Origin of the sequence: Sphingomonas sp. Leaf5, assembly GCF_001421155.1 — a bacterium.
GTDB lineage: Bacteria > Pseudomonadota > Alphaproteobacteria > Sphingomonadales > Sphingomonadaceae > Sphingomonas.
In genome coordinates this window covers 124080-141155 of the sequence record NZ_LMJZ01000025.1, presented here as the reverse complement: position 1 = coordinate 141155, position 17076 = coordinate 124080, and the positions used below count along the sequence as shown (strand labels likewise).

The window sequence follows — 17076 nt, the reverse complement described above, 5'->3', positions numbered from 1 at the left end:
TGCCCCCATATCGCCGCGACTTGTCGTCAGCCTATGTCGCCGCCGCCCCTTTTTGTCGCAGTTTGTCGCACGTCCCGTTCAGCGCGGGGCGGGCGTTCCGAACAGCACGCGACGCTGCTCGTCGGTCATCGGCTGCTCGCGATAGCCGACCGCCTTGCCCTTCTCATAGGCGGCGATGGTCGCCGGACGCGCGCCGATCGTATCGAACCAGCGCTTCAGATGGGGGAAGTCGTCCAGCTTCTGCCCCTGCGCCTCGTGCGGGACGATCCAAGGATAGGCGGCCATGTCGGCGATCGAATAGTCGCCCGCGACGAACGCCCGATCGGCCAGCCGCTTGTCGAGCACCCCGTACAGCCGCGTCGTTTCGCGGATATAGCGGTCCTGTGCGTAGGGAATCTTCTCGGGCGCATAGACGTTGAAATGAAAATTCTGCCCGGCCATCGGCCCCAGCCCGCCCATCTGCCACATCAGCCACTGGATCGCGTCATACCGCCCCGGCAGATCGGCGGGCAGGAACCGGCCGGTCTTTTCCGCCAGATACAACAGGATCGCCCCCGATTCGAAGATCGCCAAAGGACCGCCGCCGCCCGCCGGTTCGTGATCGACGATCGCCGGCATCCGGTTATTGGGGGCAATGGCGAGGAATTCCGGTCGGAACTGCTCGCCATTGGCGATATCGACCGGGTGGATGGTATAGGGCAGCCCCGCTTCCTCAAGGAACAGCGTGATCTTGTGGCCATTGGGCGTCGGCCAGTAGTGCAGGTCGATCATGAAGCAGGCTCCGATTGGTTCGCGCCGCACATGGGGGCCGCTCCCGCCTGCGCCAAGGGTCAGACGCCCAGCCACGCCAACCCGCCGGGAAGCGGCTGCGCGGCGAAATCGACCTGCAACACCCGCCGCCGGGCCGGGCGTTCGGCAGCGTCCGACGCATGCACGATCGGCGTCGCATAGAGCCAGACATCGCCACGTTGGGCGAGAAAGGCATGGACACGGCTGGCACTGACGACCGCCTCCACTGCACTCTCCGCGATCCGTCCGAGCTTGTGCGACCCGAGCGCGACGAGCAGCGGCGCGTTATCGATCGGAACCGGGTCAAGATGAACCCGCAACGTCATCATGGTTTCGAGCAGCGCGAAGGGCGGGGCGACATGCTGCAACCCCTGTTTGACGGTCCACGGACCGAAACCCGGCGCGTCGCGCCGTTCGCGCACCACGATCGTCCGGTCCTGATGCCAGCCGAGCGCCCAGTTGGTCGCCGCCGACTTGTCGAACAGCAGGGCACGGACCGGCCGGGTTTCAGGCCCGAGCACGTCACCCGCAATCGCACCGATCGCGCCGCCCGGTGCCAGCAGGTCGCGCAGCGCCGCAACGCCGTGCAGCCGCACCCCCGCCCGTTCGATTGGTACCGTGCCCAGCGCCGCCTCGATCGTCGGCAGGACGCTCGCCACCGCGCCCGGTATCAGCATCGCGCCGTCGCAATCGAGCGTCGGCGTCGCTTCGCGAACCGTCACTTCGCGAACAATGCCAGCGGCACGGCATCGGCCATCGCCTGATACCCCGCCATCGACGGATGGAGATGGTCGCCCGAATCATAGGCCGGCAAAAGCCGGTCGGGCTGGGTGGGATCGCGGACGATGCGGTCGAAATCGATCACCGCGTCGAAATTGCCGGGCGTACGAATCCACGCATTGACCGCCTGCCGCGAACCCTCGGCCGCTGTATCGGGGTGGTAATAAGTGTTGCTCATGAAGGGCGTCACCGTGCCGCCGATGACCTTCAGCCCCTTGGCACGGGCGCGGGCGACGACCTGCGCATAGCCGGCGATCATCCGGTCGACATGCGCGCGTCGTTCCTCGGCACTGGCCGGCGTTTCGCGCGCCAGCCCGCCCAGGTCGTTGATCCCTTCGAGCAGGATCAGGTACCGCGCACCGGGCTGGCTCAGCACGTCGCTGTCGAACCGCGACAGCGCATTGGGGCCAAGGCATTCGACCAGCAGGCAATTGCCGCCGATCCCGTGGTTCAGCACCGCCACGCCACGCGTCGCCCGGTTCGCCGCCAGCCGTCGGGCAAGGCCATCGGTCCAGCGCTGGTTGCGGCCGTCCTTTACGCCGTACCCGTCGGTGATCGAATCGCCCAGCGCGACGATGGCGCGCGCGGTCGGCGCGGCGTCGACGTCGACCGCCGCGATCTGGAACCATCGCTCGACCGGCGTCGCACCGGCGAAGGCGGCATCGGACAGCCGTTCGCCTTGCGCGATCCAGCTGCGGGTCCGCGCGCCCGGATGGCCGGTCTGTTGCAGCGGCAGGTCGGCGAAGCGGGTGCTGATCGCCAGATCGGCGAGCGCGGTGACCGGCAACGCGACCGGATCGGACCAGAAATCCGCTCCCGCCGGAATCTCGACCATCGCCTTTCCACCGAACGTCAGAGCCCGGTGGCTATCCTCACGGATCGATGCGGCCGCCGGGCCGGTCGCCAGCGCGATGCCGGCACCGGCGATGCGCAACGGCGTCGCGCCGAACCGGTTCGAAAACCGCACCCGCACCGCCCGTCCGCCGATCGACACCCGGACCACTTGCCGCACTGTCGCCTCGCGATATTGCGCGTCGGTCAGGGCCTGTTCGGCACTCGGCCTGATCGGCGACGTCGTCCAGCCCGCGACCCACGGTCCGGCATGCGCCGGCATCGCCATCGTCGCCAACGCGGCAGCCGCGCCGAACCGGTTGAACATCCTCATCCCTACCACCCCCACCGAATCACCGCTCCGATACCGCTATCACAATCGGTCCGATCGGCGGTTGGTCAAGTATCGGGTAGATCGCGTTCCGACTGTTGGCGATCGAGTGCCAACCATGCCTCCGCCGACGATGCGTCGGCCCCTCCCTGCTGGCACACCATGTCCGATCGTCGTCCAGCTAGGACCGATCGACATTCAGAGACCACCACAGAATTTCGTCATTCCCGCGCAGGCGGGAATCCATATACGCCAACGGTTTGGCTGGATTCGCGACGCAGGCGTATTATGGACTCCCGCCTGCGCGGGAGTGACGAACGGGTATGGAACGCCATTGCTGCGCCCAGCGAACTGAATGTCGATCCCGCCTAGTCTCAGTCAAAGACGGATCGACCGGTCCGCCGGTTGGACCGCGTTCGGTCTGCTTGCCGGAATTTGCGGGACGGGGTACGCGCATCGCGCTACCCGCGCGCTGCGATGCGCGCCCATTCCTGACCTGAACGAGTATCGAACGTGACTGCTGCCTCTCGCGCGACGGATTCCAGGCTGTGGTGGCTGGGGGACCGGATGGCGGTCCTCGTGCTCGGTCTGATCGCGGGGTTCGTGGTCGGGCTGTCCTTTGCCGGACATGGCCGGATTGAGTTGCCCGCCATACCCGCGCCGACGATCTCACCGACGCCGCCGCTTGCACCCGGCGCATCATCGACCGGGCGTGATACTGTCGCACCGCCAGCGCCTCTCGCTTCGCCTTCGGCCTCGGCGCGTACCGTCGACGGCGCGCTCGACCCGCGCGTGATCGGCCGGATGCGGCGGGACGGCGTGCTGCGGGTCGGCGTTTTCGGCGACAGTTTCGGCAACGGCATCTGGGACGCACTGTACCGGCAATTGCCGAAGAGCGACGGGTTCGAAGTTCTGAAGTTTGCCAAGGAAGCCACTGGTTTCACGCGGTATCGCACCCTCGACCTCGAACAGCGCGCCCGTGAACAGTTGCGGCAGCAACCCGTCGATGCGGTCGTCATCAGCTTCGGCGCGAATGACAATCAGGCTGTGTTTGCGGACGGGCATCTCCATCCGTTGATGAGCGATGGCTGGGAACAGGTGATCGGCGACCGCATCGACAGTTTCGTGGCGGCGGTCCGTTCGACCGGTGCGGTCGTTTACTGGGTGGGGTTGCCGGTGATGCGGGATGCGCAACTCGATGCCGATATGCAAGCGATGGACGCGTTCTACGAAGAGCGTATGCGTCGTCTGGGCGTGCCGTTCATTGATTCGCGGCCGCTGACACTGGATGCCGGGGGCAAGTACAATGCCTATCTGCCCGACCTGAAAACCGGCAAGCCGGTGCTGATGCGGACCGGGGACGGGCTGCACATGATCGGCGTCGGGTATCAGCGGCTGACGAACGGCGTCGCCACCGACCTGCGGCGCTATGCAGATCGGGTGCGACAGGCCGCCGGCCGTCCGGCACCGACCGCGACGCCGACCGGGAGCGCCAACTGATGTCCGCGCTGCTCGCATGGGCGATGGCGCAGGCCGCCGCGACCGCGACCTGCCAAGGGGCACTGTGCGACGCCGACCGCATCCGCCCGTTCCTGCAAAAGCTGGCCACCGCGCGCAGCAGCCCGGCACCGGTCCGCATCCTTCAGATCGGCGACAGCCACACTGCGGGCGATCAGATCACCGGCAGCTGGCGGACGCTGTTGCAGGATCGCTATGGTCGCGCCGGACGCGGAACCCTTGCTCCCGGAAGGCCTTACGCCGGATACCTGACACGCGACATCACCGCGACCCAGTCGGCCGGCTGGAGCGTCAACGGCATTTTCGGTTCAGCCTATCAATCGGCCGGCAGCGTGCGGATGGGCGTCAGCGCCTATAGCCTCACCAGCTACACGCCGGGTGCCTCGATCACCCTTGGTGCCGATGGCGGGCGGACGTTCGACCGGCTGACCGTCTGCGCGCTGACCGGACCGGGGGCGGGGACGGTGCAACTCGCCATCGGTGCCGCCGTCGTCGACTGGCCGCTGGTTGCGATCGAACCCGGCAGCCGTTGTCGTACGCTCGATGCCGGGGCCGATGCCGCGACCGCGTCGGTCACCGTCGTGTCGGGACCGGTGACGCTGACATCATGGGGCACCGAACGCGCCTGGGGCGGCGGGGTGATCCTGTCGAATCTCGGCACCGTCGGTGCGCAATTCACCCATTTCGACCGTACCGACGACCGCGTCGTCGCGACCGAACTCGCCGCCTATCGCCCCGACCTGATCGTCGTCGCGTTCGGCACCAACGAGGCATTCCGCCCCGGCTTTTCCGCCACCGCCTATGAAGCGACGCTGCGGGCCGACCTGACCCGGTTGCGACAACTGGCACCCGGCGTGCCGATGCTGTTGTTCGGCGCACCCGATTCCGCAACCCGCATCCCCAGCCTGCAGGTCGGCGAGAGCGGCGCGAGCCTGCCCTGCGCTTCTTCCGCGCTGTGGCGTCCGACGGCGGCACTGGCATCGGTTCAGGCGATCCAGCGGCGGCAGGCAAGGGCGTTCGGCATCGCCTATTGGGACTGGGCACAGGCGATGGGCGGGCGCTGCGTCGCCGATGGCTGGACACAGGGGGCGCCGCCGCTGATGCGCGGCGACCATGTGCATTTCACCAGCCGGGGCGGGGCGGAAATCGCGCGGCTGCTGCAAGCCGATCTCGACCTTGCCATGACCAGCCTGACGGCACCCACGGTTCCTGCGCTGACGGTTCGTTAAATGCTGTTTCCCACGCTCAGCTTCGGGCTGTTCTTCCTTATCGTCTACGCGATCACCTGGTCGTTGGGGCGGTCGAACGAGTGGCGCAAGATCGCGCTGCTGCTGGCAAGCTGGTTCTTCTACGAGGCATGGGATGCGCGGTTCGTCGCGCTGCTGTTCGTGTCGGCGTTCGTCAACTGGGCGCTGGCGGCGGCGATCGTGCGCAGCGAGGATCGGCGCGGCCGGGCGCTGGTGACCATCGGCGTCGCTGCCAATCTGGGCGTGCTCGGCTATTTCAAATATGCCGGCTTCTTCCTCGAACAGCTGGCCACGCTGTTGCAGCCCTTGGGGTTCGGCCGCGACCTGCCGCTGTTGCAGGTGGTGTTGCCGGTCGGCGTGTCCTTCTTCACCTTTCAGGCGATATCGTATCTGGTCGACGTGCATCGCCGACGCGTGCCTGCGGCGAGCCTGCTCGACCTGACGCTGCTGATGTCGTTCTTCCCGCATCTGGTCGCCGGGCCGATCGTGCGCGGTGCCGACCTGTTGCCGCAGTTTCGCCGCGTGCCGACGATCGATCGCGGCACCGCCGCCGCCGCCCTGCTGCTGATCCTGTGGGGCCTGTTCAAGAAGGCGGTGATCGCATCGCAGCTGGCCGGGGCGCTGGTCGACCCGGCGTTCTTCGATCCCGTCAGCCGGTCGAGCCTCGACCTGCTGATGGGGGCCTATGGCTATGCGGTGCAGATCTATTGCGACTTCTCCGCCTATTCCGACATGGCGATCGGGCTGGCGGCGCTGCTCGGCTATACCTTTCCGCGCAATTTCGATCAGCCCTATCGTGCCGCCTCGTTGCAGGATTTCTGGCGGCGCTGGCATATCAGCCTGTCGAGCTGGCTGCGCGACTATCTCTACATCCCGCTGGGCGGCAGTCGGAAGGGGCCGGTGCGCACCTATCTGAACCTGTTACTGACCATGTTGCTCGGCGGGCTGTGGCATGGTGCCAGCTGGAGCTTCGTGATCTGGGGCGCGCTGCATGGCGGCTGGCTGGCGATCGAACGATTCTGGTCGCGGCATCGCCCGGCCGGACTGCCGGTGGCACCGCGCTGGGCCGGCATCCTGCTGACCTTCCACATTGTCGTGCTTGGCTGGATATTCTTCCGTGCGCAGGGGGAGGGGGAGGCGTTCGCCTATCTCGGTCAGCTGTTCGCCGGCGATTGGCGCAACACGCTGGTGACGCCGCTGTCGCTGGGGTTGGTCGCGCTGGGGCTGGCGATCCATGCCGTGCCGGTCGGCATCCTGCCGGGCATCGCGGTGCGCGTCCGGGCCCATGCCGCGCCGGTCATAGGGTTGGCGCTGGGCGCCCTGATCCTGATCGTCGACGCGATGCGTCCCGAAGGGGTCGCGCCGTTCATCTATTACCAGTTCTGACGGAGCACGAGGATGACCACCGGTGCCGAACAGGGAGAGATCGCCGAAGTCGGATCGCCGGTGCTGGTGCCGGCGGACCCGATCGACACGGTGCGGCCGTGGCGCTGGATGACCGGCGTCATCGCGACGGCGACGCTGCTGCTGAGCGTCTTCAACGCACACGCGATCGGGGCGTGGTTCGACGAACTGCCGCCGTCGCCGCTCACCGAGCCGCTGCGCGCGCCGATCGCGTCTTGGGTGGCGCTGACGGGGAAGCTCGGGTTCGACGCGCCACGCGCGGCGGTACGCAGGCGCTGGGGAGCGGCGCAGGCGGCACGGTTCGGCGACGAGCAGTCGGGCGAGGATGGCAGCGCGCGCTGAGGACGGGCGGGGGGGGCGTTTCTCTTCCGAAGGCGGCGAACGGTGAGGGCAATGAAAGGGGCTAGGGTCACCGCGCTACCCCACAAACAGCAACGCCCGCGCGAGCGTGGCTCAGCGCGGGCGTTGCGGAAACGCGATCCTGCCGGGGCAGGTGGCGTCGATCAGCGGTAGAAGGTGTGGTCGGCGATCTGGGTGACGCGGGTGCGCTTGGGCATCGACGCGCCGGCCGAATGAAAGAACAGCGCGCCGGGAGCAACGTCTTCACCCTTGCCGCTCAACGTGCGCTTGGCGATGTCGACGGCGTTGTCCCAGCGGCCATTGTTGCGCGGGGGGTCATAGGCGTCGACGTTGAAGAACTGACCGCGCTGCTTGACGACGCCACAGGCGCTGTCGGCGAAGCGGCCGCTGTTGATGCGGGCACGGATGACCTGCGCTACGGCGACCTGTCCACGATGCGGCTGGTTGCCGGCTTCGTGCACGACGACCTTGGCGATGCATTCGACTTCGCGTTTGTCGAGGCTGGAGGTTTCGGTTTCCGTGAGAGCCGGTTCGGCTTCGGGAAGGGCCTGCACCACCGGGGCGGGCGTGGCAAAGGCGACGGGGGCAGGGACGTCGGCAACTGGTGTCGGTTGCAGGGCAACCGCTGGTTCGGAATCCGTGCTCATCGCGACATGGGCACTCGCGACGCCGCTTACTGCGGTCAGGCTCCACAAAACCAGTACGGACCAGCGCTTATTCATTCCCACTCACTGCTAGTGCGCGAGGGTGCCCGCCATCGGCCGCAGAAACGCGGACAAAATAGAGCGGCCGTCAGGAACCCCCACGTCTCGCCGTCCGTTACCTGCTTCTCGAAAGCGCAAATCGCCGGACCGGCTAAACTCGGACCGGCTCTTCGCCGTGATGCGACGACGTGTCAACGCAACCGCCGTTCATCGGCGACGAAGCGTTCGCGGTATCCGATCAATCCATGGCCGAAACGATGAAATCGGCAGGTGTTAATCGATTTAAACCATGACTGGCGTCGCGCGATTGTCGCGAATCGTCTTTAGCCCTGCCGGATCAACCTTCCGTTCAGCTTCGGCGGTATCGGGATCGTTGGGCACGCGGTAGGGTGTCGATCATGGTGCCGCCCGTTTTTCCTGAACCGATGACGCGCCGGATACGGCTGGTGCGGTTCGGCTGGATCGTGCTTGGCTAGTGCTTCGTCCTGTTGGGGGTGATCGGCGCGCTGCTGCCGGTGATGCCGACGACGATCTTCCTGATTCTGGCCGCCGCCTGTTTCGCGCGCGGGTCGCCGCGGCTGGAGCGGTGGCTGCTCGATCATCCGCGCTTCGGGCCGACGCTGACCGCATGGCGGCGGCACGGGGCGGTCGGTCGACGGGCGAAGGCTATGGCGTGTGGCGGCATCGCGATCGGCTATGCGATGTTCCTGTGGAGCGCGCGGCCGGGCCTGCTGCTCGGCGGCGGCGTGGCGGTGCTGATGGCGGGTTGCGCCGCCTACATCCTCTCACGCCCGACCCGGTAGCCGTCGTCCGCCGCCGGTCATGGTCGCCTTTCGGCGGACCGTCGCCGCGCGGACCACCGACCAGATCAGGCCAGTTCGATGATCCGGATCAGGTCCTCGCTGGCCGCGACCGTCGCGGAGAGCGCCGTCAGGCTCGCCTGCAACTCGTCGTTGCGGAACGGTTTGGTCAGGCGCGGGATATCGGAATCGATGCCGTCTTCCTCGGCATAGCCCGATACGATCAGGACCGGCAGCAGCGGATGGGTGACCTTCAGCATCCGGGCGAGTTGCGCGCCGCTGATACCCGGCATCAGGTGATCGGTGACGACGATATCGGGGCACAGCCCGTCGCCCATCATCCGCAACGCATCTTCGGCACTCGCGGCTTCGACCACGCGGTATTCGAGGTCGGACAGCATGTGCGCCGTGCTCATACGGACCAGTTCCTCGTCGTCGATCAGCAGGGCGGTGCCGCGCCGCCCCGATAGCGGCTGGATGTCGACGATCGGTTCGTCGGCGCAGATCGCCGTCTCGCTGACCGGCAGCCACAGGCTGACCACCGTCCCGTGGCCGGGGGTGCTGTCGATCGTCAGCCCGCCGCCCAGCTGCGCGGTCAGGCCATGGACCATCGACAGTCCCAGCCCGGTCCCCTTGCCGACGCCCTTGGTCGAAAAGAACGGTTCGATCGCGCGGCGACGGGTTTCCTCGTCCATGCCGATGCCGCTGTCGCCGACGCTCAACCGGACATACCGGCCCGGCGCGAAATCGCCCCTGGTTGCCGAAACGACGGTTTCGTGTCGCGCGCTGATCGTCAGCGTGCCGCCGTCGGACATCGCGTCGCGCGCGTTCACCGCCAGGTTCAGCAACGCCATTTCGAGCTGATTCAGGTCGGCGCGCGCCGGCGGCAGGTCAGCCAGATCGACACGCATCGCGATCGTCGGCCCCAGCGTCGATCCGATCAGCCCGGCCATACTGTCGATCACCCGTGCGACATCGACCGCGGTCGGTTGCAGCGGTTGGCGGCGGGCAAAGGCCAGCAGGCGCTGGACCAGCGTCTTGGCACGCTCGGCCGATTGCAGGGCACCGCCGATCAGCCGCCGCTCGCGATCGGTGCCGACGCCCTTGCGGACCAGCATGTCGAGCGAGCCGATGATCGGGGTCAGCAGATTGTTGAAATCATGCGCGACGCCGCCGGTCAGGCTGCCCATCGCCTCCATCTTCTGGCTCTGCCGCAATGCTTCGCGGGCCACTTCCAGATCGGCTTCGCGGGCCTTGGCGGTGGTGAGGTCGCGGCCGACCGCGACGAAGTTCCTGCCATCGGCTTCGGGGGCGACGGTCCATTCGATATGCTTCCAGTTGCCGTCGCGGGTCCGGAACCGGTTTTCGAACCGGGTCGGCTGGCGCGTCCTTGCCATGCCGGCGATCGCCGCCGCCGTTTGGGCGATATCGTCGGGATGCATGAAGCTGGCATGACTGCGCGACAGCAGTTCGGCCTCGCTCCACCCCAGGATCTGCGTCCATGCCGGGCTGACCGCCGACATCATGCCCGCGAAATCGGCGCGGGCCAGCATGTCCTGCGACAGGTTCCACAGCCGGTCGCGCTCGGCGGACCGGATCGCGACCTGTTCCTCCAGCGTCTCGTTCAGCCGGCGCAGCCCTTCCTCGGCGCGGGCGCGTTCGACCGCACTCTTGACCCGCTCGCCAACCTCCTGGACCAGATGTTCCTCGGCCGCCGTCCACGAGCGGGGGTGGGCCGACTGGACCGCCAGCACGCCGACGCGATCGGTCTTGTCGAACAGCATGACGTCGACGAACGCCCCGACCTGCCGTTCGGCCAGACCGGCACGGGCTTCGTCGTTCAGGGCCATGTTGCCCGCCACGTCGGCGACGACCAGCGGCACGCCGCTGCGATAGGCGTCGAGCAGACCGGGGCCGAACGCGTCGAGCGAATGGACGCCGGCGAGCGACGGCACGCCGCGACAATAATCGCGTTCGACGACCATCCGCCCATCGACGCCGATCTCGGCATAGAATACCCGCGATGCATCGAGCCATTCGGCGATGCGTTCGGAGGCGACGGTCGTGATGTCCCGGCGCGTCGTTAGCGGCCGGAGCGCGTCGGACAGCGACAGCAGGAACTGGCTGTGGCGGACGCTGGCAAACCGTTCGGTCGTATCGGCAAGGATGCAGAGGACGCCCGCCGGCACCCCCGCTTCGTCGAGTACCGGCGAATAATCGAGGTCCATCCAGACCCGTTCGGGCCGGCCGCTGCGGGCCAGCGTCATTTCCTGATCGCGGTAGCGCAGCGTCCCGCCGGCCAGCACGACGTCCATGACATGGTCGTTGAAGGCGGCGGCTTCCGGCCAGCCTTCCCGGAGGTTCGACCCCAGCAACCGTGGGTGCCGCGTGTCGGCAAAGACCGAATAGGCATCGTTGTACAACATCACCCCGTCCGCGCCCCACAACAGCACGATCGGAACCGGTGAGCGGAGCGCGAGGGCGAGCGTCGTGCGCAGGGGCTGCGGCCACCCATCGATCGGTCCGAGCGGCGTCCGCGACCAGTCATGCGCCGCGATCAGCGCGGCACAGTCCCCGCTACCGGCGAGGAAGCCCGGCAGGGCCTGCGTATCCAGCGCCGACGCGGCGGGAATGTCCAACATGCGGGTAGGTGATCCTGATCTGGGCATGGCCCGCCGGTTTCGCCGGTAAATGCTCGCTATATGTAATGTTCCTACCGTAAATATGATCCGGATTAAATTCTCATTCGCCGGGTTTGCGGTCATGGTATGTCCATCGGCGACGCGGTTCCGTCCACATCCGCGACGCGGGTTGTTATCCCTCCGGCTTTGCGGGTAATCCGGGACCGAGGAAGGAGTGCCCGTGCAACAGGAACTGCCCCGGTCGCTCGTCGACTATCTGTTACAGTCGCGCGTCGCTCTGGCCGTCGCTTCGGCGCATGACGACCACCATCTGTTGATGGTGAACGATCCGTTCTCCGCGCTGACCGGCTATAGCGCCGACGATGTGGTCGGCTGCAACTGCCGCCTGCTCCAGCGCGAGGCGACGAACGTCCAGCCGCGTGCGCGGCTGCGCGAGTTTCTGGCGCAGTCCGACCAGACCAACGTGCGGACGCCGATCGTCAACTTCCGCAAGGATGGGCGGCCATTCGTCAACCTGTTATATATGTCGCGGTTGCGCGGGATCGACGGGCGGTGCGATTTCGTCTTCGCGTCGCAATTCGACGTCAGCCGGTCGCAGCCCGAATTGCTGGCCGAGTATGACGAGCAACTGCGCGCGACGCTGGGCAAGCTGGTCCCGATCGCGGGCGATGCCGGAATCGTGATCGAGGGTACGTTGCTGACCATCGCCAACAGCGCCGCGATCGTGGCACAGGCGAAAATGATGCTCGCCGATCTGGAGTCCGCCCCCGGTGCATGATGTGACGACGTCGCGGCCCGATGCCGCGCCGCAGACGACGGCGGTGCCGATCGTCGGCATCGGTGCGTCGGCCGGCGGGCTGGAGGCCCTGCGCGAGATGCTAGCCCCGGCGACGCTGCCGACCGGGCTGGCCTTCGTCATCGTCCAGCATCTCGACCCCAATCACGAAAGCATGCTGGCGCAACTGCTCGACCGCACCACCGTGCTGCCGGTGCTGCAAAGTGCGGGCGGCGAACGGATCGAGGCCGATACCGTCTACATCATTCCGCCCGGCCGGGGCCTTGCCGTGCGTGACGGCGTGCTGGAGCTGACCGAATTCCAGCAGCCGCGCGGGCTTCGCCGGCCGATCGACGATTTCTTCCTGTCGCTGGCCAGCGACCAGCAATCGAACGCCGCCTGCGTGATCCTGTCGGGCACCGGTGCCGATGGCACCACCGGGCTGCGCGCGATCAAGGAAAATGGCGGCGTCTGCGTCGTGCAACAGCCCGAAAGCGCGCGGTACGACGGAATGCCGCTGTCGGCGGTGGGCACCGGCATGACCGATTTCGTCCGGCCGCCGGGCGAGATCCTCGAATGCCTGCAACGCTTTTTCCAGCGGCGGCGCAGCGATCCGGCCGAGCGCGAGGCCGGTGTCGTCGCCGATCATGTCGACGAACTGTGCCGGGTACTGCGATCGACGATCGGCCATGACTTTTCGGGGTATAAGCGATCGACTTTCGTCCGCCGGGTCGAACGGCGGATGCATGTGCTGGGCATCGATACCGGGCGTGCGTATCTGTCGCGGGTGCGCGGCGATGCCGGCGAATGCGAGGCGCTGTTCCGCGATCTGCTGATCAACGTCACCCGCTTCTTCCGCGATCCCGAAGCGTTCGAGCAATTGCGGGTGCGCGTCATCGAACCATTGATGGCGCAGCGTCCGGGCGACGAGGATCTGCGCGTCTGGGTCCCTGGCTGTTCGAGCGGTGAGGAAGCCTATACCATCGCGATGCTGTTCGCCGAGGCCGCCCGCGCGAGCGGCCAGCCGCTGGCGGTGCAGATCTTCGCGACCGATATCGACGAACAGATGCTGGGCATCGCCCGTACAGGCAATTATCCGATCTCGGCACTGGTCGACCTGCCGCCGGCGCTGCGCGAACGCTACGCGGTGCCGCATACGGACCGGTTCTCGATCACACCGGAAATCCGCGACATGATCCGGTTTTCCAACCACAGCCTGGTCAAGGACCCGCCGTTTTCGCGGATCGACCTGGTGTCGTGTCGCAACCTGCTGATCTATTTCGACGATCGGCTGCAGCAATCGGTCGTGCCACTGTTCCACTTCGCGTTGCGCGAGAGCGGCTATCTGTTCCTCGGGCCATCGGAAAGCGTCGGCCGGTTCGAACATCTGTTCCAGGCGGTCGATCCATCGGCGCGGGTGTTCGTCCGCACAGCGGGCACGACCAGCTATCCCATCGACCTGCCGGCCAACACCTATCCACCCGTCGTCCGGCGCGAACGCGGCGACCGGACCGACAGCCGGTCGCTGGGCAGCGAGGCGACCGCGATCCGGCGCATGGTCGAACGCTATGCACCGCCCAGCCTGATCGTCGATCAGGACGGGGGCATTGTGTCGGCCTATGGCAAGCTTAGCCGCTATTTCGAATTTCCGGTGACGCGAACCGGGGGCAGCAGCGCCGTCAATCTGGCGCGGCCGGGATTGCGCACCGTCATCGGCCCGCTGTTGCGGCAGGCGCGAGACGAAAAGCGGCGCACGGTCGCGCGCGATGTCGCCGTCGAGACCGATTACGGAACGCAGCCGATCGAGGTGATTTGCGACCCGCTGGGCGACGGTACGCTGTTGTTCGTGTTCCGCGAAACCGGTTCGTTCCGCCCGGCCGATGGCGATGACCTGCGCGATCTGGAGGCGGGGCAAGACCATATGGAGGCGCTGGAGGACGATCTGCGCCTCACCCGCCACCGGTTGCGTTCGGCGATCGAGGAACTGGAGACGGCGAACGAGGAGCTGAAAAGCTCCAACGAAGAAATGATGTCGATGAACGAGGAGCTTCAGTCGACGAACGAGGAACTGTCGACCGTCAACGACGAGCTGAAGAGCAAGGTCGATCAGCTGACCGTCGCCAATTCCGACCTGCGCAACTTCTTTGAATCGACCGAACTCGCGGTGGTCGTGCTCGACGCCGAGATGAAGGTGCGCAGCTATACCGACGCGGCGACGACGATCTTCCCGTTGAAACCCACCGATCGCGGCCGGCCGTTGACCGACGTCGCCAGCCGGTTGCAGGGGTCCGATCATTTCGACGATGCCCGCGCGGTCGTTGGCGGTGCCGCGCCTCGTCAGCGGCGGGTCCACACCGTCGATGGCCAGCACGTCTTCTCGATGCGCGTCCTGCCCTATCGCAAACAGAGCGGTGCCGTCGATGGTGCCACGCTGGTGCTGACCGACATCACCGATGCGCTGACGCTGGAACGGCAACTGGCCGCCGAGCGCGAGCGGCTCGACATCGCGATCAAGGCGGCGGGCATCGGCGTGTGGGAATATGCGCCCGAAACCGGCGAACTGGTGCTCGATCCGGTCGAGCGCGCCCTGTTCTCGCTGAACGACGACGATGCCGACGATATCGCGACGCTGCTCGACCGGATCGACGCGGACGACCGGAGCAACGTCGAGGCGGCGCTGCGCCGCGCGATCGAACGCAGCGGCGATTACGAGGCGACCTTTCGCGTCCGTCGACCCGATGGGGAGACGCGCTGGGTAAAGGGGTTCGGGCGGATTGTCGCCGGCAGCGCGCCGAAACGGCTGGTCGGGGTGTCGATCGACGTGACGCCCGAATATGCCGTCGCCGAAACGCGCGAACTGATGCTGCGCGAGATGAACCACCGGGTGAAGAACCTGTTCGCGGTGATCGCGGGCATGATCACGATCGCGTCGCGCAGTTATGACGATGTGCCGGGCTTTGCGGACGATATCCGTCGCCGGATCGCGGCGCTGGGGTCGGCGCATTCGCTGGCTTCGCCGGCGGGCCAGCCGCAGGCGGTGGGGCTCGACGACATCGTCGAAACGACCCTTGCGCCGTATCGCGATCATGCACGGATCGAAATCGATGGTCCGGTCGTTGCACTCAATCGTAATTGCCTTTCGCCGCTGGCGCTCGTTCTACACGAATGGGCAACCAATTCGGTGAAATATGGGGCGTTGGGCAGCGACGGCCTACGGGGCCTGCGGGTCCGGTGGCGGGTTGGGGAAGGGGGAATAGAACTGACATGGACCGAGGAAGCGGACGGCATCGAAAAGCCGGCAGTGGGCAAGCGCGGTTTCGGGTCCGTGCTGGTCGAAACGAGCGTGCGGCAGCTTCGCGGCACGATGCACAACATGGTCGAGGACGGAGTGTTCCGGCTGGAAATCCGCCTGCCGACCGCAGTGTTGCTGCATGACTGATCCGGTCCTGCTCGTCGAAGACGAGCTGTTCATCGCGCTGGACGTACAGGCGACGATCGAAGCGGCGGGTTTCGCGGTCGAAGGGCCTTGCATGACACTGGTCGAGGCGCAGGAGGCGGTCGACCGATTCAACGCTGCGTTCGCGGCTGCGGTGCTCGATGTCCGTCTGGCCGATGGTACGGTGTTCGAGGCGGCCGACCGGCTCCACGCCGCCGGGGTACCGCTGATCTTCCATTCGGGTCATGCCGACGATGCCGATCTGCGGCAACGCTATCCGCAGGCGATGGTGTGTCCGAAGCCCAGCGCACCCGATACGCTGGCAGCGGCAATCCGCCGCGCGGCGATGCGCGATGCCGACCCGTCGCGCCGCATCGCTAACGGTTGATCAATCGGGAGCGGCCGTGAATACGCTGACGATGCTGTGTCCCGCCTGGCGGACAGCGCGCTATTTCGCCCAGAGCGAGCGGATCAGCCAGCCATTTTCGGTGTCCCAGCTTTTCGCACGGTCGCCGATGCTCTCGCCCCGGAACAGATAGGTTTTCGACCAGCGCGGACCCCAGCCCCATGCCGCGCCTCCGACCACTTCCGGCGTGGCGCGGAAGAAGGTGACGATGTCGTCGACCATCGCCTGACACGTCTTCGGCACCGTCTTGGCCCGGCCGAACGCGAATTCGCCGACATACAGCCGCATGCCGAGCTTACGCGCCGCCTTCACGGAATTGCCGAGTGGCCCGGTCGCCGGATAGGGGCGGCATTCCGGCGTCGCGCCGGAGCCGCCACGATTGAAGTAGCGGTGCGGCGACAGCCAGGTACGCTTCAGCGGGTCGAGATCGGCCAGCGTGAAGATACCGCCGCGGTTCAGGCTGCACAGAGCGCTTTCGCAGGCCCGTTTCGGCGGCTCGCCGCGATCGGCCCGGCCGAACCCCGACCATCCGCGCCATTCGAGGATCAGCTGGTTGTCGACCCCCGCCTTGCGCAGTGCATGGATCAGGTCGCGGGCGTCGGGGCCCCAGCTAACCCATGTCCCGCCCTTCGGTTCGTTTTGCAGGTCGAACGCGACCAGCGGCTGGCCGCGATACCGGCGTCCCATCCGCAGCCAGAAGTCGCGGATCTCCGGGTCGCCGATATTGCCATAGCTGTGTTCGTCGATGACCATCAACATGCCGCGTGCCGTCCCGCGCCTGATCAGCGCATCGAGCGCCGCTAGCGTTTCCGGTGTGTCGAGCCGGGCGCGCTTGACGGGCAGGCGGATGCTTTTCGCACCGGCATCGGCGTAGAAATCGATGTCCTGCGGCCTGACCGGCAGCGATTCCTTGAACTCCAGACCGCTGACGTTCACGCCCCACCACCGGCCCTGCTCCAGAAACGCATGGCTGTCGCGGCGTGGTGCCGCGGCGGCCGGTATGGCCGATATCGACAGCGCGAGGAGGAGCGGGGCGATCTTCATGGTCCGGTT

14 protein-coding genes are annotated in these 17076 nt (G+C 66.7%); 8 read left to right on the top strand and 6 right to left on the bottom strand.

Annotated elements, in window-relative coordinates; translation table 11 throughout:
• Window positions 1-78: 78 nt before the first annotated feature.
• Genes ASE50_RS17825 through ASE50_RS17815 form a run of 3 tightly spaced genes read right to left on the bottom strand, consistent with a single transcriptional unit; the run spans window position 79 to window position 2734 of the window.
• Window positions 79-771, bottom strand: coding sequence for a glutathione binding-like protein (locus ASE50_RS17825; RefSeq protein ID WP_056403803.1), 693 nt, complete (start codon window positions 769-771; stop codon window positions 79-81).
• A 59-nt stretch (window positions 772-830) separates the two neighbouring features.
• Complete coding sequence (locus ASE50_RS17820) at window positions 831-1511, bottom strand: phytanoyl-CoA dioxygenase family protein (RefSeq protein ID WP_321163385.1); 681 nt, start codon at window positions 1509-1511, stop codon at window positions 831-833.
• Window positions 1508-2734 (bottom strand): SGNH/GDSL hydrolase family protein, encoded by a 1227-nt coding sequence (locus tag ASE50_RS17815; protein ID WP_056403799.1) that lies wholly within the window; start codon window positions 2732-2734, stop codon window positions 1508-1510. Before ASE50_RS17815 ends, ASE50_RS17820 begins: the two co-directional genes overlap by 4 nt.
• A gap of 510 nt (window positions 2735-3244) precedes the next feature.
• Here ASE50_RS17815 and ASE50_RS17810 point away from each other — a divergent pair.
• Genes ASE50_RS17810 through ASE50_RS17795 form a run of 4 tightly spaced genes read left to right on the top strand, consistent with a single transcriptional unit; the run spans window position 3245 to window position 7242 of the window.
• Window positions 3245-4231 (top strand): DUF459 domain-containing protein, encoded by a 987-nt coding sequence (locus ASE50_RS17810; RefSeq protein ID WP_156347282.1) that lies wholly within the window; start codon window positions 3245-3247, stop codon window positions 4229-4231.
• A complete protein-coding gene (locus ASE50_RS17805; RefSeq protein ID WP_056403793.1) occupies window positions 4231-5478 on the top strand; it encodes a GDSL-type esterase/lipase family protein in 1248 nt (415 codons plus the stop codon). Before ASE50_RS17810 ends, ASE50_RS17805 begins: the two co-directional genes overlap by 1 nt.
• The gene (locus ASE50_RS17800) at window positions 5479-6882 is read left to right on the top strand and encodes an MBOAT family O-acyltransferase (protein WP_056403792.1); all 1404 of its coding nucleotides are present in this window, start codon (window positions 5479-5481) and stop codon (window positions 6880-6882) included.
• A 12-nt stretch (window positions 6883-6894) separates the two neighbouring features.
• The gene (locus ASE50_RS17795) at window positions 6895-7242 is read left to right on the top strand and encodes a hypothetical protein (protein WP_056403789.1); all 348 of its coding nucleotides are present in this window, start codon (window positions 6895-6897) and stop codon (window positions 7240-7242) included.
• Between the two features lie 161 nt (window positions 7243-7403).
• Here the strand turns inward: ASE50_RS17795 and ASE50_RS17790 are convergent, their stop codons facing one another.
• Window positions 7404-7982: a cell wall hydrolase gene (locus ASE50_RS17790; protein WP_082439111.1), complete on the bottom strand. Its 579-nt coding sequence runs from the start codon at window positions 7980-7982 to the stop codon at window positions 7404-7406.
• A gap of 470 nt (window positions 7983-8452) precedes the next feature.
• Here ASE50_RS17790 and ASE50_RS17785 point away from each other — a divergent pair, with 470 nt between their 5' ends.
• The gene (locus ASE50_RS17785) at window positions 8453-8767 is read left to right on the top strand and encodes a YbaN family protein (RefSeq protein ID WP_321163384.1); all 315 of its coding nucleotides are present in this window, start codon (window positions 8453-8455) and stop codon (window positions 8765-8767) included.
• A 65-nt stretch (window positions 8768-8832) separates the two neighbouring features.
• Here ASE50_RS17785 and ASE50_RS17780 read toward each other — a convergent pair whose 3' ends face one another.
• The gene (locus ASE50_RS17780) at window positions 8833-11406 is read right to left on the bottom strand and encodes a PAS domain S-box protein (protein ID WP_056403783.1); all 2574 of its coding nucleotides are present in this window, start codon (window positions 11404-11406) and stop codon (window positions 8833-8835) included.
• Window positions 11407-11626: 220 nt separating this feature from the next.
• On the opposite strand from ASE50_RS17780, the gene ASE50_RS17775 reads away from it, so the two are divergent.
• From ASE50_RS17775 to ASE50_RS17765, 3 genes are read left to right on the top strand one after another with little or no spacing between them, the layout of a single operon-like run.
• Window positions 11627-12184 (top strand): PAS domain-containing protein, encoded by a 558-nt coding sequence (locus ASE50_RS17775; RefSeq protein ID WP_056403780.1) that lies wholly within the window; start codon window positions 11627-11629, stop codon window positions 12182-12184.
• On the top strand, window positions 12177-15620 hold the full coding sequence (locus tag ASE50_RS17770; protein ID WP_268794950.1) for a CheR family methyltransferase: 3444 nt from the start codon (window positions 12177-12179) through the stop codon (window positions 15618-15620). The genes ASE50_RS17775 and ASE50_RS17770 overlap by 8 nt, the downstream gene beginning before the upstream one ends.
• Window positions 15613-16005, top strand: a complete 393-nt coding sequence (locus ASE50_RS17765; RefSeq protein ID WP_056403777.1) for a response regulator — start codon at window positions 15613-15615, stop codon at window positions 16003-16005. The genes ASE50_RS17770 and ASE50_RS17765 overlap by 8 nt, the downstream gene beginning before the upstream one ends.
• 60 nt (window positions 16006-16065) lie before the next feature.
• Here the strand turns inward: ASE50_RS17765 and ASE50_RS17760 are convergent, their stop codons facing one another.
• Window positions 16066-17067 (bottom strand): glycoside hydrolase family 5 protein, encoded by a 1002-nt coding sequence (locus ASE50_RS17760; protein WP_056403774.1) that lies wholly within the window; start codon window positions 17065-17067, stop codon window positions 16066-16068.
• Between the last annotated feature and the right edge of the window lie 9 nt (window positions 17068-17076).

What these genes read in the sequence shown, in the direction of transcription:
- ASE50_RS17825 (WP_056403803.1), bottom strand. Translation starts at nt 771, where the DNA reads ATGATCGACCTGCACTACTGGCCGACGCCCAATGGCCACAAGATCACG.
- ASE50_RS17815 (WP_056403799.1), bottom strand. Translation starts at nt 2,734, where the DNA reads ATGAGGATGTTCAACCGGTTCGGCGCGGCTGCCGCGTTGGCGACGATG.
- ASE50_RS17805 (WP_056403793.1), top strand. Translation starts at nt 4,231, where the DNA reads ATGTCCGCGCTGCTCGCATGGGCGATGGCGCAGGCCGCCGCGACCGCG.
- ASE50_RS17800 (WP_056403792.1), top strand. Translation starts at nt 5,479, where the DNA reads ATGCTGTTTCCCACGCTCAGCTTCGGGCTGTTCTTCCTTATCGTCTAC.
- ASE50_RS17795 (WP_056403789.1), top strand. Translation starts at nt 6,895, where the DNA reads ATGACCACCGGTGCCGAACAGGGAGAGATCGCCGAAGTCGGATCGCCG.
- ASE50_RS17790 (WP_082439111.1), bottom strand. Translation starts at nt 7,982, where the DNA reads ATGAATAAGCGCTGGTCCGTACTGGTTTTGTGGAGCCTGACCGCAGTA.
- ASE50_RS17780 (WP_056403783.1), bottom strand. Translation starts at nt 11,406, where the DNA reads ATGTTGGACATTCCCGCCGCGTCGGCGCTGGATACGCAGGCCCTGCCG.
- ASE50_RS17765 (WP_056403777.1), top strand. Translation starts at nt 15,613, where the DNA reads ATGACTGATCCGGTCCTGCTCGTCGAAGACGAGCTGTTCATCGCGCTG.
- ASE50_RS17760 (WP_056403774.1), bottom strand. Translation starts at nt 17,067, where the DNA reads ATGAAGATCGCCCCGCTCCTCCTCGCGCTGTCGATATCGGCCATACCG.